Origin of the sequence: Halorhodospira halophila SL1 (assembly GCF_000015585.1) — a bacterium.
GTDB classification, from domain to species: domain Bacteria; phylum Pseudomonadota; class Gammaproteobacteria; order Nitrococcales; family Halorhodospiraceae; genus Halorhodospira; species Halorhodospira halophila.
The window spans coordinates 1,506,456-1,525,810 of record NC_008789.1 but is presented as its reverse complement, the minus strand read 5'-3'; the positions used below and the strand labels follow the sequence as shown (position 1 = coordinate 1,525,810).

The following is a 19,355-nucleotide window of genomic DNA, read 5'->3' as shown; positions in this document are numbered from 1 at the left end:
GGAACACGGAACCTAGAGCGCCGTGCGCAGCTCCACGCGGCGGTTGCCTGCCAGTTCGTGGATGTCCTGCTCGGCGTCCTCGTCATCGATCAGCCGCGCCTCGACCTCGATACGATCCTCCGGTAGCCCCAGATGCACCAGTTCGTCCCGCACGGCGGACGCGCGCGCCTCGGCGAGCTGCTCGTTGACCTCCGCGCTGCCCCGAGTGTCGGCGTAGCCGATGGATAGTATGACGCCCCAGTGGGGGTTGTCCTCGACGGCGCGCACGAATCGCCGGATTTCGTCCAGGGCGTTGCGTGTCAGGTCGTCACTGCCGGTGGCAAAATAGACCTCGGTCCGCGGCCCGCGTGGCAGTCGCGGCAGATTGCCCTCCCAGGTGGGGCCGTCGCTGTCCGCCATCGGCTCGCCAGTGCGGCCGGGGATCACCTGGCCGCGGGTGGCGGTGCCGGCGTCAACACGTTCGTGACGGGCAATGCATTCGCGATAGTGGCCCAGTGCTCGCTGGAAGGCGGCTGGCGTTAGGCCGATCTCGACCAGATCGCCACTGTAGACGGCCTCGTAGCGGATCTGGGGCTCGCGACCGTCCCGCAAGGCATCGAGCAGCCGTTGCGTGGTCCGGCGGCTGAAACGCAGGGTACGGGCGTCGGGGTGCAGCCGCACGGATTCAACGTGGCGCCGTTGATCCCCGCCCCAGACGGGCTGACCGATATAAAGATCGCCGGTGATTTCTTCCCGCGGCGGCCGATTGGCAAAGAAACTCAGATACTGTCGACCGTCGTGCCGGTAACTGATCAGCGCCACCCCTTGACCAGGTATTTCGTGCGCCATATGGCACCCGGAGCGCCCTTCGAAGGCGTGCCACTGGGCGCTGTGCGGGTCCATGCGGTGCGTCTGCTGGCCACCGGCCGCCTGGGCGCTTACGCAAATTGCCGCAGTAGCGCAAAAACCGATTGCAAGGGTCCGGGTACGGTGTTTCATCATATCTTCGGTATCGGCATTTGCGCAGGAAACTGAAGTGGTGGGAAAAGGATTCCACAAGGGGCTACAGGGGTGCGGTTATACGCCACCACACAACGCCCCCATTCCTGCGTTAGTGTTTAGGTCATCGTGGAGGTCGAGCGCTGGACCGGATACGGAAGGGCTCGACACACGAACGAACCTCGAAGACTGGACGGGCCCAGCGTACCGATCCAGCGCTTTGAGGAAGGCCGGCAGCAGCATGCCGGTCGAAACGGAAGTCCCACGTTAGCGTGGGCGACCACCCCCTACCGCGCGGGGGTAGAGCGCGGTACCGGCTGAAACGCTGAACGGAGGACGAAACGTATGGCCGATAACATGTCGCTGACGGGCCTTAGCGATGAGGAAGCTAAGGAGTTCCACAGCATCTTCATGCAGAGCTTCCTGATCTTCACGGCGGTTGCCGTCGTGGCCCACTTCCTCGCTTGGGCCTGGCGTCCGTGGATCCCCGGTGCCGAGGGCTACGGCTCCGTCATCGAGGGTGTTCACAACGTGACCGCCGCTGTTTCCCAAATTGCGCCGCTTGCTGGTTAAGGAGATAGAACCATGTGGAGACTCTGGAAGCTTTACGATCCGCGCCGCGTCCTGATCGGCATCTTCTCCTGGCTGGCCGTGCTGGCCCTGGTGATCCACTTCATCCTGCTGAGCACTGACCGGTTCAACTGGGTCGGTGGTGCTGCGGTCAGCTCGGTGAGTGAGTCCGCTGAAGAGGTGTCCGCTCTGCCCCCGCGGCAGGTCTGACACCCGATCCCGGGTGACTCAGGAGTCTCTCCCGTTCGTCACGAGCGGGAGAGATTCTTCCCGGGTCTTCCTGCCGGACGCGGCAGGATATGAGGAAAAACGGGGCATACGCCCCGTTTTTCTTTGTTACTCCGCACCAGTCTCCGATCTCCTTTAGGGTGCTATCGGTTGTCACCGGCGCCCACCAGCTTGGTTGGGCGCCCGGGCGAGTGCGTCCGGGCGCCCGTTTTTTGTCGAGCGGGGATCGATCGGGGATGACCTCGCCCCCGGTAGGGGGTCTGCTAGCCGCGGAGAAGGCGGCTGGCGCCGATCTTCAGGCGCTTCCAGAACGGCAGCCGGTCGATAAACAGCGTCCCATCCAGGTGGTCGATCTCGTGGTGCAGGCAGACGGCATCTAGGTTCTCGAGCTTGCAGTGGAACCGTTCGCCAGCGGTGTCCTGGGCACGGACACTGACTCGGGTTGGGCGCCGGACCAGGCCTTGCTGGCCGGGGACCGAGAGGCAGCTCTCTTCGATGTAACCGGGTAAACTGCTGCCGGTGATCTCCGGGTTGATGAATACGCGTGGCGCCTGGGCGGGCTCCGTGCAGCAGACAACAATGCGCTGGCGGACATCTACCTGCGGGGCTGCCAGACCGATCGCCGAACGGGCGTGCATGGTCTCGATCATGTCGTCGACCAGTTCGCACAGCGCCTGGTCGAAGCGCTCCACCGGGGCGGATGGTTGTCGAAGGCGGGGATCGGGGTGTTCGAGGATCTCTAACGTGGCCATGGGGGTTCCTGACAAGAAAAGGGGCGAGATCCGCGGACCCCGCCCCAGTGTCGAGCCGTCAATGGGCTGACATCCGCAAAGGCGGATTTACACCATCGACTCGCGCGTTGCCAGCGCGTCGCCCTCGGCAATCTCCGAGGCCGGGATCTCGGCCGCGGCGTTGCCCTCAAAGTAGCTGGGGTACCAGCTGGTGTTCGTCAGGATCGCGCCGTGCACCAGCAGGGCGATCAGCAGCACAACACCCAGCAGCAGCGGGAGGCCGACGCTGGGCTTGACTACGAGCCAAATACGAGCTTGGTTCATGTGTTAACCCTCCCTTAACCGAGCCACGGCGAGTAGGCGAAAGCCAGCACGTGCGCAACCACGGCGATGCCGAAGAAGATGCGCGCGCCGTCGAGCACATAGCTGTGCAGCTCCTCCGCCTCCGGCAGGGTCAGCCCGGACGGCCAGACCCTGTTCGGGTCGTCGAAGTCCACGAAATCGTCGCGATCTCTCATAGTAGCTACTCCTTTTATGAAAGGCGTTAGCCTCCGAACCACCCGCCCAATCAACCGGACTGGAGATGGAGCGGGCACCATCCAAATGTCGCAGGGTTAGATAAACAAGAAGGGCGGGTGGCGGTCAACGCTCGGGGGCGCGGTGCCGCACGGGGTGCGCTGCCTTGCCGCGCCGCCCTGCGCGATCACCGCAGAAAAACGTATAACTACGCGCCAACTGCCCGTTTGTGAAGGGTGTGCGGCAAAATGCCGTCCCTTTGCGCAACGGCCTTGGCTGGGCAGGCTGGGGCGGACACGATGGGTTTCCGAGAATCCCGTGATTTGAATCGATATTCTACGGAAAAAATATGCCCCGGTGGCCTGTTTTGTCCCTGAAGATACTGGATATAAACCCCGGTGGCAGGAATTCATCGGGGCGCGGGCTGATTGACGCAGCGGGATTCGGTGTTAATTCGGGCGCTTTCGGAGGTTTGCCAACACGGGATCGGACGGCCCGTAGCAGACGCTCTGAGCGTCGTCTGACAGCCTGCGGGGAAGGGGCGGGGGTGGCCCGCGGCCACCCCCTTGTCCTTCGGTCTGAGTCGGCGCTCAGGCCGTGCCGGCCAGCCCACGCAGCACGTAGTGCAGGATGCTGCCGTGCCGGTAGTATTCCCACTCCTGAGGGGTATCAACGCGCACGCGCGCCTCGAAGGTGGTCTCCGTGCCGTCGTCGCGGCGGGCTAGCACTCGAACGGTCCGGGGCTGCTCGGTAATGCCTTCGATGTCGAAGGCCTCGTCCCCCTTGAGGCCGAGGGTCTCGGCGTTCTCGCCGTCCTGGAACTGCAGCGGCAGGACCCCGAAGCCGACTAGGTTGGAGCGGTGGATGCGCTCGTAGCTCTCGGCGATGACCGCCTTGATGCCCAGGAGATTCGTGCCCTTGGCTGCCCAGTCCCGGGAGGATCCGGTGCCGTACTCCTTACCGGCGAGGACGATCAGCGGGGTGTCTGCCTGCTGGTAGCGCATCGAGGCATCGTAGACACTGGTCTGCTCACCGCTGGGCACATGCGTGGTCCAGCCGCCCTCGGTGCCCGGCGCCATCTTGTTGCGCAGGCGCACGTTGGCGAAGGTCCCGCGCATCATGACCTCGTGGTTGCCGCGTCGTGAGCCGTAGGAGTTGAAGTCTTTCGGCGCGACGCCCTGCTCCTGCAGATACTGCCCCGCGGGGCTGTCCGGATGAATGGCACCGGCCGGCGAGATATGGTCGGTGGTGATCGAATCGCCGACGTAGATCAGGCAGCGTGCGCCGCGGATGTCCTGCAAGGGTTGCGGCGTCTGGTTCATGCCCTGGAAGTAGGGCGGGTTCTTGACGTAGGTCGACTCGCGCCAGTCGTAGAGCTCGCCGGAGGGGGCGTCGATGCTCTGCCAGGCGGCATCGCCGTCAAAGACATTGGCATACTGCTCGCGGTACATCTCGGCGGAGATGTTGCCGCGGACCAGGTCGGCCACCTCCTGCTGGCTCGGCCAGATGTCCTTGAGGTAGACATCGCGCCCCTGGTTGTCGGTGCCCAGCGGCTCTTTGTACAGGTCCCGGGCCATGGTGCCGGCCAGGGCGTAGGCCACCACCAGCGGCGGCGAGGCGAGGTAGTTGGCGCGGACATCTTGGTGGATGCGGCCCTCGAAGTTGCGGTTGCCGGAAAGCACCGAGGTCACGCAAAGATCGCCCTCGCGAATGCCCTCGGCCACCGCCTCGGGGAGGGGGCCGGAGTTGCCAATGCAGGTGGTGCAGCCAAAGCCGACCACCGAGAAGCCCAGGTGCTCGAGGTCGTCGAGCAGCCCGGCCTGCTCCAGATAGGCAGGTACCACCTGGGATCCCGGCGCCAGACTGGTCTTGACCCACGGTTTGGGCATCAGGCCGCGCTCGCGTGCCTTCTTCGCCACCAGCCCGGCGGCGACCAGCACAGCCGGATTGGAGGTGTTGGTGCAAGAGGTGATCGCTGCGATCACCACATCGCCGTGCTTGAGCATCTCCTTGCGGCCGCCGATCTCAATCTCCACCGCACCGCGCTCGTGGGCATCGTCGATCCCCGGGGCGCTGTGGCCGCCCTCCGATTCGAAGTGCTCCTCGGCTGCATCGGTGGGCACCGTGTGATGGGCGCGCAGGTGGTCCTGCAAGGTCTGCTTGAAGCTGGCCTTGGCCGCGTCCAGCGAGACGCGATCCTGGGGCCGCTTGGGGCCGGCGAGGCTGGGGACGACGGTGGACAGGTCGAGCGACAGCGTGTCGGAGTATTCGGCCTCGCGGCTGCCGGTCTCCCGCCACATGCCTTGGGCCTTGGCGTACTGCTCGGTTAAGTCGATGAGTTCCTGTTCCCGGCCGGAGAGCTCCATGTACGCCAGGGTCTCCTTGTCCACCGGGAAGATGCCGCAGGTGGCGCCGTACTCCGGGGCCATGTTGGCGATGGTCGCCCGGTCGGCCAGGGGCAGGTGATCGAGGCCGTCGCCGAAGAACTCCACGAATTTGCCGACCACGCCCTTCTTGCGCAGCATCTCGGTGACGGTGAGGACCAGGTCGGTGGCCGTTGCCCCTTCGGGGAGCTTGCCTTCGAGCCGGAAGCCCACCACTTCAGGGACGAGCATACTGATTGGCTGGCCGAGCATGGCCGCTTCGGCCTCGATGCCGCCGACGCCCCAGCCGAGGATGCCCAGGCCGTTGATCATGGTGGTGTGCGAGTCGGTGCCCACCAGGGTGTCGGGGTAGGCCTGCGGGGTGTCGCCGTTCTCATTGCGGAAGACCACCTGCCCCAGGTACTCCAGATTGACCTGATGGACGATGCCGGTCCCCGGCGGGACGACGCGGAAGTTGGAGAACGCCGTCTGGCCCCAGCGCAGGAACTCGTAACGCTCCCGGTTGCGCTGGTACTCGATCTCGGTGTTGAGCTGCAAGGCCTGCCGGTTGCCGAAGTGGTCGACCATGACCGAGTGGTCGATCACCAGGTCGGCCGGGGAGAGCGGGTTGATCCGGCTCGGGTCGCCACCCAGGTTCTTCATGGCGTCGCGCATGGCGGCCAAGTCCACCACCGCCGGGACGCCGGTGAAGTCCTGCAGGACGACCCGTGCCGGGGTAAAGGCGATCTGGTCCTTGGGCGTGGCTTTGGGATCCCAGTTGAGGACTGCTTCGATATGCTCGCGGGTGACGTTGACGCCGTCTTCCTTGCGCAGCAGGTTCTCGAGCAGGATCTTCAGGGAGAAGGGCAAGCGATCGACGTCGTAGTCGCGGCGTGGCCCGTCCAGGCTGTAGATCTCGTAGGCCTTGCCCCCGGCTTGCAGGGTGGTCCGCGCGTTGAAGCTGTCCGTCATGATCCCTCCAGTGGTTGTGCGATCAGCGCTTCTTATAGTGTATCGAATCAGTCCTGATGCGTCGCTCACGCCTCAGTGGGCAAGGCCTCGAGAAGATCCCGGGCCGCTCCGGCAATGGCCTGGCGCCGGAAGAGCAGGGTCATCCGGCCGCCGCCGTTGTCCCGCCACAGGCTGGCGCCGCGGATGCCGCACAACAGCAGGGCGCGGATCAGCGCCGCGTTGCGCTCGTTCTCGAGGTGCTGCTGCTCGCCGCGGATCATCAGCCGCGGGCCCATCTCGCTGATGGTCTGGCTGTAAAGGTCACCGACGCTGCGGATGACGCTCGTATGCGCGGGATTCTCGAAGTAATCCGCCTGGCTACGGGCCTGCTCGATGCCCTCGGCGATGCGCTGCAGCACGGCCTGGCGCTTCATGAGGCGGCGCTCGAGGTGGAAGATGCTGGCCACGTACCGTGTGGTATCGGCCTCTTGGGGATCCTCGAGCTGCTCGACCACCCGGCGCAGCCCCGGGGCGAGGCGCGCGGCGCCGTAGAGGGCGTCCGTGGAGCCGTCGTACTCCCCGAGTAGGCCCTCGATCAGGGGCTCATACCGGCTGGTCTCGGTGTCCCCGGTGCGTGCAACCTCACGGATGCACTGCACGGACTGCATGATGACAGCCAGGGTCAGGGCCTGCTCCTGTTCGCGCGACTCGCTCACACCACCTCCGTCGATTGCGTCTGCAGGGCCGGCGGGGCGCTCCGGTCGGCCGGGTGCGCGGTGTCGATGACCCCCCCACCCAGGCACTGTTCACGATCATAGAGAACCAGGTGCTGCCCCGGGGTCGCCGCCCGCTGGGGTTCATCGAAACGGAAAACCACCCGACCGCCTTCAGCGTGGGACAGCTGGCCGGCCTGCGGCTCCTGGCGGTAGCGCACCTGAGCATGCAGCCGGGCCCCCTCGGCGGGCACCGGCGCAAGCCAATGGAAGGGCTCGGTCGAGACCGCGGCACTCTGGAGCCAGGGATGGTCGTGGCCCTGGACGACGAACAGTGCGTTGCGCCGCGCGTCCTTGCCGGCCACATACCAGGGTGCGGAGGAGTCCCGGTTGCGATCGCCGCCGATGCCCAGCCCGCGGCGTTGCCCCAGGGTGTAGAAGGCCAGCCCGCAGTGGCGGCCGATTTCCCGCCCGTCCTCGGTGAGGATCGGCCCGGGGTGGGGGTCGATGTAGCGCTGCATGAACTGCGTGAAATCCCGCTCGCCGATAAAGCAGATCCCGGTGCTGTCCGGGCGGTCGAAGTTGGGTAGCGCCGCCGATCGGGCCTCGGCGCGGACCGTCTCCTTGGTGCTGTCGCCCAGGGGAAAGCGCACGGCGTCCAGTGCCTGGCGCGGGACGCCGGCGAGGAAGTAGCTCTGATCCTTGCTCGGATCGATGCCGCGCAGTAGCGCCGGCTCGCCGTCGCCGGCGCGGCCGGTTCGGGCGTAGTGGCCGGTGGCGACGGCGTCGGCCTCGAACTGCTCCCGGGCGTGACGCAGGAAACGGTCGAACTTGACGTGCCGGTTGCACAGGATATCGGGGTTCGGCGTGCGCCCGGCGCGCAGTTCCTGCAGGGCGTGCTCGAAGACTTCTCGCCGATAGTGCGCGGCGAAATTCACCCGGCGGATGGGGATGCCCAGGTGCTCGGCCACGGCCACCGCGGCGGCGATGTCGTCCTCGGCGGAGCACTGGGTCAGGGTGTCGTCGTCTTCCCAGTTCTTCATGAACAGCCCGATCACCTCGTGACCGGCGCGGACCAGGCGCAGTGCCGCAACGGCGGAGTCCACTCCACCCGAGAGGCCGACGACGATTCGCTTGGGGGATTCAGTCATGGGGCCGGATCTGTCAGATGTCCCGGGCCGAGAGGCTACCACAGTCCGAGGGTGGCCCCGGTAGGCCGGGGGCGAGCCGGACGCTCATTGCGGCTGACGGCCGGGGACCAGCACGCTCTCCTGACTGCCCGCGATGCCGTCCCACTCCGCTGCCTGGCCGAAACCCTGGGGGTCGATCAGTTCCAGGAAACGGCGGGCCTGCGGGGAGAGGTAGCGCCCGCGGCGCAGCATGACGCCGTAGGTGCGGCGCGGGAAGATCTCGGGGAGGTCGCGAATGGCCAGCTGTTCCTGCCCGGTCAAGCAGATGGCGCTGGCGATGCCGACACCGAAGCCGAGCTCGACGTAGCGCTTCATGATCTCCCAGCCGCCCACCTCGAGGCGGACCTGATACGGCACGCTATGCTGCTGAAAGATCAGGTTGACCAGGCGCCAGGTGGTCAGCTGGCGGGGCGGCAGGATCAGTTCGCCGGCGGCCAGGTCCTCGAGAGTGATCTGTTCCTTCTCCGCCAGCGGGTGGTTCAGCGGGGTGATCAGCTTCAGGTCGAAGGTGTGCGTCGCCCGGTAGACGATATCGTCAGGCAGGTCGAGATTCGAACCGACGGCGATATCCACCCGATCCTGCTGCACGGCATGGATCTGCTCCTCGCCGATGAGGTTGTGCAGGCGGACGTGGACCTTAGGGTGGTGCACCATGAACGAGCGCAGCAGATCGGGCAGGACGTAGAGCGAGGTCGACTCGCCGGCGGCGATGTCCAGGTGGCCGAGCTGTTGTCGACGGTTGCGGGCGACGAACTGCTCGGGCAGCGAGTCGATGCCCTCGACCAGCGGTGCCGCGACCTCGTAGAGCCCCTCGCCGTCGGGCGTCAGCCGGATGCGCGGGCCACGGCGCTCGAACAGGGTGATCCCCATCTCGCGCTCGAGGGCCTGGATCTGCAGCGATACGGACGGCTGGCTCAGCTCCAGGCGCTCGGCGGCGCGGGAGATGCTGCGCTCCTGAGCGGCGTGGCAGAAGGCGCGCAGTTGCTTGAGCCGGTTGTGTCGATAGTAATGACGAGGGGACTCGTGATCCAAGGCTATTCGATCTTCAGTCATTGGGCCGATCAATATGCAATATAGTTTGGGAAATATTGTCAAATGCTGCGGCGCGCCATACTATCAATGACGCGTTAGTCAGGCGCGGCAGCGCGCCACCCGGCTGCAGACGCCTGCCAAACGCAGCGGTACGGGTTCTGGGCCCCGGGTTAACCCCGCCCGGGGTTCGTGCCCCACGAGGGCAACCGCGACGGCCCCTCGGGCCGACAGCCATTGACCGTCATACAAGATTTTCGGGGGTACGGTGTACCAGCCCGACTTGGGAGGCAGAGACTGATGTTGAAAGATCAAGCGGCGATTGAGCGTGACTGGGCGGAGAACCCGCGCTGGAAAGGGGTGCAGCGGGGCTACGGGGCCGATGAGGTCGTCCGTCTCCGGGGGACCGTGCACGTCGAGTACAGCCTGGCGCGCCAGGGTGCAGAGAAGCTGTGGCAGTCCATGCACGAGATGCCCTACGTCAACGCCCTCGGCGCCCTGACCGGCAACCAGGCCCTGCAGCAGGTCAAGGCCGGGCTCAACGCCATCTACCTCTCGGGCTGGCAGGTGGCCGCCGACGCCAACCTCGGTCAGACCATGTATCCCGACCAGTCGCTCTACCCGGCGAACTCAGTCCCTGCGGTGGTCGATCGCATCAACAACGCGCTGCTGCGCGCCGACGAGATCAACCACGCCGAGGGCAACCCGCCGTTCGACTTCATGAAGCCCATCGTGGCGGACGCCGAGGCCGGTTTCGGCGGCGTGCTGAACGCCTTTGAGCTGATGAAGGGGATGATCCGCGCCGGTGCCGCGGGGGTCCACTTCGAGGATCAGCTGGCTTCGGTGAAGAAGTGCGGCCACATGGGCGGCAAGGTGCTGCTGCCCACCCAGGAGGCGGTGCAGAAGCTCATCGCTGCGCGCCTGGCGGCCGACACCATGGATGTGCCGACCATCCTGGTCGCCCGTACGGACGCCGAGGCGGCAGACCTGCTGACCTCCGACGTGGACGACAACGACAAGCCGTTCATTACCGGCGAGCGCACTGCGGAGGGCTTTTTCCGCACCAAGCCGGGCATCGAGCAGGCCATCAGCCGCGGCCTCGCCTACGCCCCTTACGCCGACGTGATCTGGTGCGAGACCGGCAAGCCGGATCTCGAATTCGCCCGCGAATTCGCGCAGGCCATTCACGAGAAGTATCCCGGCAAGCTGCTCGCCTACAACTGCTCGCCGTCGTTCAATTGGGCGGGCAACCTGGACGAGGCCACCATCCGCAAGTTCCAGGATGAGCTCGGTAAGATGGGCTTCAAGTTCCAGTTCATCACGCTGGCCGGCTTCCACTCGCTCAACTACTCGATGTTCGAGCTGGCCCGCGGCTACAAGGAGCGGCAGATGGAGGCGTACTCCGAGCTGCAGCAGGCGGAGTTTGCCGCGGAGAAACACGGTTACACCGCGACCCGTCACCAGCGGGAGGTGGGCGCCGGCTACTTCGACCAGGTCACCAACGTGATCCAGGGCGGCCAGTCCTCGGTGACAGCGCTGAAGGGGTCGACGGAGGAAGAGCAGTTCTAACGTCGGTCGCGCCCCGACGCGCGAAGCCTCAGGACCCCGGGACGGTGTAGCCACCGCCCCGGGGTTTTTTTATGGTGACGGTGCGCTCTGACATTGGCCGGTTCGCGCGCGACTCTATAAAATGAAGGGCGATGACCGACGAGCCGAACCAAGACGACCCGCAGGGCCCCGAGGTTGAAGCGGCGAAGCCGTCGCTCAAGCAGCCACCGATGTACAAGGTGGTGCTGCTGAACGATGACTACACGCCGATGGATTTTGTGGTCGAGGTGCTGCAGCGCTTCTTCAACAAGGATCGGAGCCAGGCGACCCAGATCATGCTTCACGTGCACACGCGGGGTAAGGGGGTGTGTGGCGTCTACAGTCGGGACGTGGCCGAGACCAAGGTCTCCCAAGTCAACGACTACGCCCGCGAGCACGAGCACCCGCTACTGTGTACGATGGAGGAAGCTTGAATCGTTCCAGGAACCGTGGCGCGGTTGTCCGGTCCAATCCGGGGGTGGTTCCCCGGTCAAGCCCCAGGCGAGGTAATAGGGCATGCTAAGTAAAGAGTTAGAGTTCACGCTCAATCTGGCTTTCAAGGACGCACGGGAGAAGCGCCACGAGTTCCTCACCGTTGAGCACCTCTTGCTGGCCTTGACCGACAACCCCGCTGCCTCGCAGGTGCTCAAGGCCTGTGGCGCCGATCTCGAGCGGCTGCGGGGGGAGTTACAAGCCTTCCTGTCCGAGACCACGCCGCTGCTCCCGGTAAACGACAGCCGCGAGACGCAGCCGACGCTCGGGTTCCAGCGGGTCCTGCAGCGCGCCATCCTCCACGTGCAGTCCTCCGGCAAGCGTGAGGTCACCGGAGCCAACGTACTGGTGGCCATCTTCAGCGAGCAGGAGTCCCAGGCGGTCTACTTTCTGCACAAGCAGAACATCTCTCGCCTGGACGTGGTGAACTACATTTCCCACGGCATCTCCTCGGTCGGGGGTGAAGAAGACATGGGCAAGGAAGAGAGTGGCCCGGCGGATGAAGAGGGCGCAGCGGAGCCGACCCAGGGCGGGTCGCCGCTGGAGCAGTACGCCACCAACCTGAATCAGCGGGCCCGCTCCGGGCAGATCGACCCGCTGATCGGTCGTCGTTACGAGATCGAGCGGACGGTCCAGGTGCTCTGCCGGCGCCGCAAGAACAACCCGCTGTTCGTCGGCGAGGCCGGTGTCGGCAAGACCGCCATCGCCGAGGGGCTGGCCAAGCAGATCGTCGAGGGCGAGGTGCCGGAGGTGCTCCGGGAGAGCACTATCTACTCGCTGGATCTCGGTGCCCTGGTGGCCGGTACCAAGTACCGTGGCGACTTCGAGAAGCGCCTCAAGGCGTTGCTCCACCAGCTCAAAAAGGACAGCGGCTCCATCCTGTTCATCGACGAGATCCACACCATCATCGGAGCTGGGTCGGCCTCCGGTGGGGTGATGGACGCCTCGAACCTGATCAAGCCGATGCTCGCCTCCGGCGAGCTGCGCTGCATCGGATCGACCACGTATCAGGAGTACCGCGGTATCTTCGAAAAGGATCGGGCCCTGGCCCGGCGCTTCCAGAAGATCGATGTCAGCGAGCCGTCGGTGGAGGATACCGTCCAGATCCTCAAGGGGCTGAAGAGCCGCTTCGAGGAGCACCACAATGTCCGCTTCACGGAGCCAGCCCTGCAAGCGGCGGCGGAGTTGTCGGCCAAGTACATCAATGACCGGCGCCTGCCCGACAAGGCCATCGACGTCATCGACGAGGCCGGCGCCCGGCTGCGCCTGCGCCCGCGCTCGAAGCGGCGCAAGACGGTGGGCCTGCCGGATATCGAGTCGATCGTGGCGAAGATCGCGCGGATCCCCCCCAAGCGGGTCTCCAGCCAGGACATGAAGGTGCTCGAGAACCTCGAGGGCGAGCTCAAGGGACTGATCTTCGGTCAGGACGAGGCCATCGAGAGCCTGGCGTCGACCATCAAGATGTCTCGGGCCGGGCTGGGTACGCCGGATCGGCCGGTGGGCACCTTCCTGTTTGCCGGTCCCACCGGCGTGGGCAAGACCGAGGTGACCCGACAGTTGGCCGAGGTGACCGGTGTCCAGATGATCCGCTTCGACATGTCCGAGTATATGGAGCGGCACACCGTCTCGCGGCTGATCGGTGCCCCTCCGGGGTACGTCGGCTACGACCAGGGCGGGCTGCTCACCGAGGAGGTCATCAAGCACCCGCACTCGGTACTGCTGCTCGACGAGATCGAGAAGGCCCATCCGGACGTGTTCAACCTGCTGCTGCAGGTGATGGATCACGGCACGCTGACGGACAACAACGGCCGCGAGGCGGACTTCCGCAACGTGGTGCTGGTGATGACCACCAACGCCGGGGCTGAGGAGATGAGCAAGCGCTCGATCGGCTTCACCAACGAGAGCGACACCCAGGACAGCATGGAGGCGATCCGGCGGACCTTCTCCCCGGAGTTCCGCAACCGCATCGATGCGGTGGTGCAGTTCCAGCCCCTGGGTCAGGACACCGTGCAGCGGGTGGTCGACAAGTTCATCCGCGAGCTGTCGGTGCAGCTGGCCGAGAAGCGTGTCACCCTGGTCGTCGACGGCGACGCGCGACGGTGGATCGGGGAGAAGGGCTATGACCCGCAGATGGGTGCACGCCCGATGGCCCGAGTCATCCAGCAGCACATCAAGAAGCCGCTGGCCGAGCAGCTGCTCTTCGGCGAGCTGACCGGTGGTGGCGAGGTCGAGGTCACGGTCGAGGATGGCGAGCTGACCATCCACGTCCGGGAGAGGGATACCGAGGGGGCGTAGGCCCGACGGGCCGGTGCTTCCGCCAGCCCCGGCCGAGCCGTGCTTGGCTGGGGTTGGCCCGTTACCGCTCGCGGTAGACGATGCGCCCCTTGTTCAGGTCATACGGGGTCAGCTCGACCGTGACCTTGTCCCCGGTCAGGATGCGGATGTAGTGCTTGCGCATCTTCCCGGAGATATGGGCCGTGACAACGTGGCCATTCTCCAGCTCGACGCGGAACATCGTATTGGGCAGGGTGTCGACGATCACCCCCTGCATGCGGATGGAGTCTTCCTTCGCCATGCGCCTCTCTGATCCGTGGTCGCTGCGGTCGGATGGAGCCCCATTTGTGCGGGGCCTCTAAACGCGCGAACTATACCGGCCTGCGGCCTCGGCGGCAAGGTGGGGCCTGCTCGCCAGTGGGTTATTCTTGAGCCCGCCACCCGCGCCCATCGAAGATCTCGTGTGGCCGGAACGACGCCTTATAGGCCATCGCCGGGGCATCGGCGATCCAGTACCCCAGGTACAGGTGCTGTGCCCCCAGTCTTCGCGCCTCGGAGAGCTGCCAGAGCACGGCGAGGTTGCCCAGGCCGCGGTGCTCGGCCTCGGGGGCGTAGAAGGTGTAGACGGCGGACAGGGCGTCGGGGAGAACATCGGTGACCGCGACCGCTAGCAGCGATCCCTGCGCTTCGGTGCGTAGCTCATAGAAAACGGTGGTGCACCACGGGGCAGCAAGGAATCCCTCGGCCTCCGCGTGGTCCGGGTTGGCCATACTGCTGCGCGGGTGCCGGTGGTCGATGTAGCGCCGGTAGAGGGCTAGGTGCTCCTGGGTCATGACCGGTGGGCAGGCGGTGACGTGGAGATTGGCGTTGGCGCGCTGACATCGGCGGTGTCGCCGCCGTGGTCGAAACCGGGCCACCGGGATGCGCAGGGACTGGCAAGCCTTGCAGCCCGGGCAGTGCGGGCGGTAGACATAAGGTCCGCTGCGCCGGAATCCCTGCTCGAGCAGGAGTTGGTAGCGGTGGTCGTTCAGCCGAAGGGTCGGCGAGAGGAACTCGAGCCGCGCCGTTCGCCCGGATACGTAGGCGCACTCGTGGCAGTGCGTGCGCAGCAGAGTGATCCGGCTGCGGCTCACGGCCCCTCCCGATGGCGGTGTTCAGAGACGGGGTCGAGCTCGGCCTCCAGCGTCCACGGTGGTGGGCGGTGCGGCGCCCGCAGTGCCGGCTCCAGGCGCCTCAGGTATTCGCTGCGCGGGATCTCGCGGACGCCCAGGCGGGCCAGGTGGGGGTTGCTCATCTGGCAGTCGAATAGTGCAAAGCCCCAGCGCCACAACTGTGCCGTGAGCCACGTCAGGCCCACCTTGGAGGCATCCTCCATGCGGCTGAACATCGACTCGCCGAAGAACGCGCCGTTGAGAGCGACGCCGTAGACCCCGCCGACCAACTCCCCATCCAGCCAGACCTCAGCGGAGTGGGCGCATCCCTGCAGGTGCAGCTCGGTGTAGGCGGCGATCATCTCTCGGGTGATCCAGGTGCCGTCCTGATCGGGACGGGGGGCGGCGCAGCCGGCCACGACGGCCTCGAACTCGGTATCCAGGGTCACCTGCATGCGGGTCTGGTTGAGGCGCCGCCGCAGGCTGCGGCTGATGCGGAAATCGCCAGGCAGGAAGACACCCCGGGGGTCGGGGCTCCACCAGAGGATCGGCTGTCCCTCGCCGTACCAGGGGAAGATCCCGTTGCGGTAAGCGCTCATCAACCGCTCGGGGGAGAGGTCGCCGCCCACCGCCAGCAACCCGTTGGGATCGGCCAGGGCCTGATCCGCAGCGGGGAAGGGTTCGTCCGGGACGTGTTCATTGAGCCAGCGTAGCCGCCGCATGGGTAAACCCGGTCTCCTCTCCTCGGGCAGGTTCGCCTCGAAGCGTCCTTGCATGATACCGCCCGGCTCCGGCGTCGTGCAGTCGTCGGCCGGGCGACTTGCCGCTGCCGCGGTGGTCACTGACAATGATGGATTGATTCCTGCAAAGAGTAAGCGATCCGTGGCGGAGCCGGAAGAACAACGCGGGGACGAACCGTTTCTCGGCCATCAACTGCAGCGTCGCCTGCGCGAGGCGGCCATGGTGCTGCTCGGCGGCGTGGCCGCCTTCATGCTTCTGGCCCTGTGGAGTTACGACGCCGACGACCCGAGTTGGAGCCGCGTGACCGCGGTGGCCGATGTCGATAACTTCGGCGGGATCGCTGGTGCCTGGTTCGCCGATATCGCGCTGGTGCTGTTCGGTTATCTGGCCTTCCTGGTGCCCCTGTTCATGGGGTGGGCCGCCTACCGTGTGTTCCGCATGCTGGATGAGCCCGGGTTTGACCCGCTGGCACTGACCGTCCGCTCGGTGGGGCTTCTCCTGGCGCTCTTGGCCGGTGCTGCGCTGGCCAGCCTGCACTTCGAGGGCGAGGCGCTGCCCTTAGGGGCGGGCGGGTTGCTCGGTGAGCTGAGTGCCGGCGAGTTGGAGAGCTGGTTGGGGTTCGTGGGGGCGTCGCTGATGGCCGGTGCCCTGTTCCTCGCGGCGCTGACCCTGGCTACCGGTTTCTCCTGGCTCGCCCTGTCCGAGTGGGTGGGGCGCTGGACGCTGGCGTTCGCGCGGTGGTTACGGCATGTCATCTATCGGCTCTTCGTCGGCGGCGCTCTCCGCGGCCTGGGTGGTCTGCGCGCACTGCGCCGGCGGGCGGCCGAGCGGCGCGATGAGCGGACGGCCGCCCGCCAGGAGCAAGCGGCGACACCGCGCATTGCGCCGCCTGCGGACCAGGAAGAGGGTGGGGCGGTACGCAAGGCGATCCGGCTGCTCCCTCGCTCCCGCAGCGAGGGGCCGCCGGAACAGGTCATCGACCCACCGCCGGTGCAGCGCGAATCGGCCGCCACGGAGAAACCCCGCCGGCCTCGCAAGGCGGAGCGCAAACGCAGTCAATCCGCCGGTGGGGGTGGCTCGCCGGTGCCGCCCGTGGAGCTGCTTGACGAGCCACCGACCGGCAAGGGGGGCTACAGCCGGGAGGCGCTGGCGACCATGTCGCAACAGGTTGAGGAGCGGCTGCGCGACTTCGGCGTCGAGGTCCAGGTGGAGACCGTACAGCCCGGGCCGGTGATCACCCGCTTCGAGGTTTTGCCGGCTGCCGGCGTGAAGGTCAGCCAGATCTCCAACCTGGCCAAGGACCTGGCGCGGGCCATGTCCGTGCGTTCAGTCCGCGTGGTCGAGGTCATCCCCGGTAAGTCCACCGTGGGGCTGGAGATCCCCAACGAGCAGCGGGACGTCATCGCGCTCTCGGAGATCATCCGCTCCCAGGAGTACGGGCGCATGAAGTCGGCGCTAACGGTGGCGCTGGGCAAGGACATCGGTGGCAATCCGGTAACGGCCGATCTGGCCAAGATGCCGCACCTGCTCGTGGCCGGCACCACCGGGTCCGGAAAATCGGTGGGGATCAACGCCATGATCCTCTCACTGCTCTACCGCAACACGCCGGAGCAGACCCGACTGATCATGGTCGACCCGAAGATGCTGGAGCTCTCCGTCTACGACGGCATCCCGCATCTCCTCGCGCCGGTGGTCACCGACATGAATGATGCCGCCAACGCCTTGCGCTGGTGCGTGGCCGAGATGGAACGGCGCTACCGCCTGATGGCGGCGCTCGGGGTGCGCAACGTCACCGGTTTCAACGACAAGGTGCGTGCGGCGCGTGAGGCCGGCGAGCCGCTGCTCGATCCGCTGTTCGATGCCGGCGATCCCAACGAGCAGACATTGGATAGTGACACCCCGCAGGCCCCGGAGCTCGAGGAGCTTCCGTTCATTGTGGTGGTGGTGGACGAGTTGGCCGACATGATGATGATCGTCGGCAAGAAGGTCGAGGAACTCATCGCGCGGCTCGCGCAGAAGGCTCGGGCCGCAGGCATCCATCTGATCCTAGCGACCCAGCGCCCGTCGGTGGATGTGATCACCGGCCTGATCAAGGCCAACATCCCGACCCGGATGGCCTATCAGGTTTCTTCCAAGGTCGATTCGCGCACCATCCTCGATCAGCAAGGTGCCGAGGCCTTGCTCGGCCACGGCGACATGCTCTACGTACCGCCGGGGAGCGGGATGCCCCAGCGCGTGCACGGCGCCTTTGTCTCCGACGCCGAGGTGCATCGGGTGGTGGAGCATCTCAAGGCGGTGGCCGAACCGGAATACCTGGACGAGGTGCTTCAGGACGCCAGCGAGTCGGCACCCATCCCCGGCCTGCCCGGCGAGGGGAGCGGCAGCAGTGGCGGGGGCGGTGGGGAGAGCGACCCGCTCTACGATGACGCTGTGCGTATCGTCACCGAGACGCGTCGGGCCTCCATCTCTGGCGTGCAGCGGCGGTTGAAGATCGGCTACAACCGCGCCGCGCGACTGGTCGAGGAGATGGAGTCCGCCGGGGTGGTCGGTCCGCTGCAATCCAATGGCGGTCGCGAAGTCCTGGCGCCGCCGCCCCCGGACGCCTAAGCGGCTGGATCAGGCCCTGGCGGCCAGGCGTTCCGTGCCGGCGCCACCGATGGCGTTGCCGCCGTCCGCCTTGACGGCGTACATCCGCTGATCGGCGGCGCTGATCAGCTCCTCCAGGGAGCCATTGACCTCCGCCTCGGTCAGCTCGGCCAGCCCGGCGCTGGCGGTCAGCGGGGAGCCGTCCGGGCGGTACCCCAGCCCGTCCAGCAGCAGACGACGCAAGGCTCCCTCGGCCCCTGGCAGCGGGGTATTGGGGAAGAGGATGAGGAATTCCTCGCCGCCCCAACGGATCAACAGGTCCGTCTCGCGCAGGCGGCGACGGAGCGCGTGGGCGGCCTGATAGAGCGCGGCATCGCCGACCTCGTGGCCGTAATCGTCGTTGATGGCCTTGAAACGGTCGAGGTCGATGAACGCCACCGTCATCGGTGCCCCATCGCGCCGGGCGAGGGCGGCCTGCCGTTTAAGTAGCTCTTCACCGTGGGCGCGGTTGATGCAGCCGGTCAGCGGATCCCGGGAAGAGCGTTCCACCAGCTGGGCCATGAAGTGGAGTTGACTCAGGCTGGCGGATGCGGCGACCAGCGTGATCAGCCCCAGCAGCCAGAGGGCACTGTACTGAGCCCCCCAGTCCACAGTGGCGATATCCAGGGCGGCCATCAGGGCCTTGGCCAGGAGCATCGGCAGCGCGTAGATCAGTGCCTCGACGGCTGTCAGGGGGAAAACGCTCAGACCGGCCATCATGACGAAGGGCAGGAAGGCGTAACCAGCCGCAGCAGCTGCTGCGGCCCCGTGGCTGGCGACACTGCCGATGAGCGCGTGCGAAAAGACATAAAAGACCGTCGGGATGGCGAACAGCAGTCCCAGCGCGACCCAGCCGCGTGACAGCTCAGCGGTGTTGCGCAGGCCTACCGCCAGCCCGAGGAAGGCGAGGCTGATGATCACTCGGCCCAGGGCGAGGAGCTGAGCCTGCTCACGGGGGAAGAAGATCACGTCCATGATGATCCACAGCGGCGTGAGCACGGCCAGCAGCAGGGCGATCATGCGCACCCGGCCGATGATGATGCGGGCACGTTGACGGCCCAGGAGGGTGTCGTGCTGCCGGGGGCGCAGCAAGCGACCCCGCTCATCGGGCGGTACCTCACCGAGGATGGCGAAGATCCGGTGGCGGACCAGGCGGTAGAACGCTTCTGGGGTGCTGCCGGGCAATGGCTCCTCCGGGGGGCAGGTCGGGGTCACG

General features: G+C 66.3%; 18 protein-coding genes. 6 read left to right on the top strand and 12 right to left on the bottom strand.

Annotation, left to right across the window (positions count from 1 at the left end):
- Window positions 1–12: 12 nt before the first annotated feature.
- Window positions 13–882 (bottom strand): MotY family protein, encoded by an 870-nt coding sequence (locus HHAL_RS12635; protein WP_187147850.1) that lies wholly within the window; start codon window positions 880–882, stop codon window positions 13–15.
- 441 nt (window positions 883–1,323) lie between these two features.
- Here HHAL_RS12635 and pufB (HHAL_RS07140) point away from each other — a divergent pair, with 441 nt between their 5' ends.
- Window positions 1,324–1,551, top strand: coding sequence for a light-harvesting antenna LH1, beta subunit (gene pufB, locus HHAL_RS07140; protein WP_011814200.1), 228 nt, complete (start codon window positions 1,324–1,326; stop codon window positions 1,549–1,551).
- A gap of 12 nt (window positions 1,552–1,563) precedes the next feature.
- Window positions 1,564–1,758, top strand: a complete 195-nt coding sequence (pufA, locus tag HHAL_RS07135) for a light-harvesting antenna LH1, alpha subunit (RefSeq protein ID WP_011814199.1) — start codon at window positions 1,564–1,566, stop codon at window positions 1,756–1,758.
- Window positions 1,759–2,039: 281 nt separating this feature from the next.
- Here the strand turns inward: pufA and def are convergent, their stop codons facing one another.
- From def to HHAL_RS07100, 7 genes are all read right to left on the bottom strand, one after another.
- The gene (gene def / locus HHAL_RS07130) at window positions 2,040–2,528 is read right to left on the bottom strand and encodes a peptide deformylase (RefSeq protein ID WP_011814198.1); all 489 of its coding nucleotides are present in this window, start codon (window positions 2,526–2,528) and stop codon (window positions 2,040–2,042) included.
- A gap of 87 nt (window positions 2,529–2,615) precedes the next feature.
- Entirely contained in the window at window positions 2,616–2,831 is a 216-nt protein-coding gene (locus HHAL_RS07125; protein ID WP_011814197.1) for a light-harvesting protein, read from the bottom strand.
- A 14-nt stretch (window positions 2,832–2,845) separates the two neighbouring features.
- The gene (pufB, locus tag HHAL_RS07120) at window positions 2,846–3,025 is read right to left on the bottom strand and encodes a light-harvesting antenna LH1, beta subunit (protein WP_011814196.1); all 180 of its coding nucleotides are present in this window, start codon (window positions 3,023–3,025) and stop codon (window positions 2,846–2,848) included.
- 588 nt (window positions 3,026–3,613) lie between these two features.
- Complete coding sequence (gene acnA, locus HHAL_RS07115) at window positions 3,614–6,358, bottom strand: aconitate hydratase AcnA (protein WP_011814195.1); 2,745 nt, start codon at window positions 6,356–6,358, stop codon at window positions 3,614–3,616.
- 65 nt (window positions 6,359–6,423) lie between these two features.
- Complete coding sequence (gene hflD / locus HHAL_RS07110; RefSeq protein ID WP_011814194.1) at window positions 6,424–7,053, bottom strand: high frequency lysogenization protein HflD; 630 nt, start codon at window positions 7,051–7,053, stop codon at window positions 6,424–6,426.
- On the bottom strand, window positions 7,050–8,201 hold the full coding sequence (mnmA, locus tag HHAL_RS07105; protein ID WP_011814193.1) for a tRNA 2-thiouridine(34) synthase MnmA: 1,152 nt from the start codon (window positions 8,199–8,201) through the stop codon (window positions 7,050–7,052). The genes hflD and mnmA overlap by 4 nt, the downstream gene beginning before the upstream one ends.
- 84 nt (window positions 8,202–8,285) lie before the next feature.
- Window positions 8,286–9,293, bottom strand: a complete 1,008-nt coding sequence (locus tag HHAL_RS07100; RefSeq protein WP_011814192.1) for a LysR family transcriptional regulator — start codon at window positions 9,291–9,293, stop codon at window positions 8,286–8,288.
- Between the two features lie 276 nt (window positions 9,294–9,569).
- Between HHAL_RS07100 and aceA the strand changes: the two genes are divergently transcribed.
- The 3 genes from aceA to clpA all read left to right on the top strand — a co-directional run bounded on the left by aceA (window position 9,570) and on the right by clpA (window position 13,643).
- Window positions 9,570–10,838 (top strand): isocitrate lyase, encoded by a 1,269-nt coding sequence (gene aceA / locus HHAL_RS07095; protein WP_011814191.1) that lies wholly within the window; start codon window positions 9,570–9,572, stop codon window positions 10,836–10,838.
- A 131-nt stretch (window positions 10,839–10,969) separates the two neighbouring features.
- Window positions 10,970–11,290: an ATP-dependent Clp protease adapter ClpS gene (clpS, locus tag HHAL_RS07090; RefSeq protein ID WP_011814190.1), complete on the top strand. Its 321-nt coding sequence runs from the start codon at window positions 10,970–10,972 to the stop codon at window positions 11,288–11,290.
- Window positions 11,291–11,372: 82 nt separating this feature from the next.
- Window positions 11,373–13,643: an ATP-dependent Clp protease ATP-binding subunit ClpA gene (gene clpA / locus HHAL_RS07085; RefSeq protein WP_011814189.1), complete on the top strand. Its 2,271-nt coding sequence runs from the start codon at window positions 11,373–11,375 to the stop codon at window positions 13,641–13,643.
- A gap of 61 nt (window positions 13,644–13,704) precedes the next feature.
- Here clpA and infA read toward each other — a convergent pair whose 3' ends face one another.
- From infA to aat, 3 genes are all read right to left on the bottom strand, one after another.
- The gene (infA, locus tag HHAL_RS07080) at window positions 13,705–13,923 is read right to left on the bottom strand and encodes a translation initiation factor IF-1 (RefSeq protein WP_011814188.1); all 219 of its coding nucleotides are present in this window, start codon (window positions 13,921–13,923) and stop codon (window positions 13,705–13,707) included.
- A gap of 121 nt (window positions 13,924–14,044) precedes the next feature.
- Window positions 14,045–14,755, bottom strand: a complete 711-nt coding sequence (locus HHAL_RS07075; protein WP_011814187.1) for an arginyltransferase — start codon at window positions 14,753–14,755, stop codon at window positions 14,045–14,047.
- Complete coding sequence (gene aat / locus HHAL_RS07070; protein ID WP_011814186.1) at window positions 14,752–15,495, bottom strand: leucyl/phenylalanyl-tRNA--protein transferase; 744 nt, start codon at window positions 15,493–15,495, stop codon at window positions 14,752–14,754. The genes HHAL_RS07075 and aat overlap by 4 nt, the downstream gene beginning before the upstream one ends.
- Window positions 15,496–15,547: 52 nt before the next feature.
- On the opposite strand from aat, the gene HHAL_RS07065 reads away from it, so the two are divergent.
- Window positions 15,548–18,121: a DNA translocase FtsK gene (locus HHAL_RS07065; RefSeq protein WP_081432195.1), complete on the top strand. Its 2,574-nt coding sequence runs from the start codon at window positions 15,548–15,550 to the stop codon at window positions 18,119–18,121.
- A 9-nt stretch (window positions 18,122–18,130) separates the two neighbouring features.
- On the opposite strand, the gene HHAL_RS07060 is transcribed toward HHAL_RS07065, so the two are convergent.
- The gene (locus HHAL_RS07060; RefSeq protein WP_011814184.1) at window positions 18,131–19,324 is read right to left on the bottom strand and encodes a GGDEF domain-containing protein; all 1,194 of its coding nucleotides are present in this window, start codon (window positions 19,322–19,324) and stop codon (window positions 18,131–18,133) included.
- Between the last annotated feature and the right edge of the window lie 31 nt (window positions 19,325–19,355).

Coding starts and splice junctions, on each gene's coding strand:
- pufA (WP_011814199.1), top strand. CDS start 1,564: ATGTGGAGACTCTGGAAGCTTTACGATCCGCGCCGCGTCCTGATCGGC.
- aceA (WP_011814191.1), top strand. CDS start 9,570: ATGTTGAAAGATCAAGCGGCGATTGAGCGTGACTGGGCGGAGAACCCG.
- def (WP_011814198.1), bottom strand. CDS start 2,528: ATGGCCACGTTAGAGATCCTCGAACACCCCGATCCCCGCCTTCGACAA.
- pufB (WP_011814196.1), bottom strand. CDS start 3,025: ATGAGAGATCGCGACGATTTCGTGGACTTCGACGACCCGAACAGGGTC.
- HHAL_RS12635 (WP_187147850.1), bottom strand. CDS start 882: ATGGACCCGCACAGCGCCCAGTGGCACGCCTTCGAAGGGCGCTCCGGG.
- infA (WP_011814188.1), bottom strand. CDS start 13,923: ATGGCGAAGGAAGACTCCATCCGCATGCAGGGGGTGATCGTCGACACC.
- clpS (WP_011814190.1), top strand. CDS start 10,970: ATGACCGACGAGCCGAACCAAGACGACCCGCAGGGCCCCGAGGTTGAA.
- aat (WP_011814186.1), bottom strand. CDS start 15,495: ATGCGGCGGCTACGCTGGCTCAATGAACACGTCCCGGACGAACCCTTC.
- clpA (WP_011814189.1), top strand. CDS start 11,373: ATGCTAAGTAAAGAGTTAGAGTTCACGCTCAATCTGGCTTTCAAGGAC.
- acnA (WP_011814195.1), bottom strand. CDS start 6,358: ATGACGGACAGCTTCAACGCGCGGACCACCCTGCAAGCCGGGGGCAAG.
- HHAL_RS07100 (WP_011814192.1), bottom strand. CDS start 9,293: ATGACTGAAGATCGAATAGCCTTGGATCACGAGTCCCCTCGTCATTAC.
- pufB (WP_011814200.1), top strand. CDS start 1,324: ATGGCCGATAACATGTCGCTGACGGGCCTTAGCGATGAGGAAGCTAAG.
- HHAL_RS07125 (WP_011814197.1), bottom strand. CDS start 2,831: ATGAACCAAGCTCGTATTTGGCTCGTAGTCAAGCCCAGCGTCGGCCTC.
- HHAL_RS07065 (WP_081432195.1), top strand. CDS start 15,548: ATGATACCGCCCGGCTCCGGCGTCGTGCAGTCGTCGGCCGGGCGACTT.
- mnmA (WP_011814193.1), bottom strand. CDS start 8,201: ATGACTGAATCCCCCAAGCGAATCGTCGTCGGCCTCTCGGGTGGAGTG.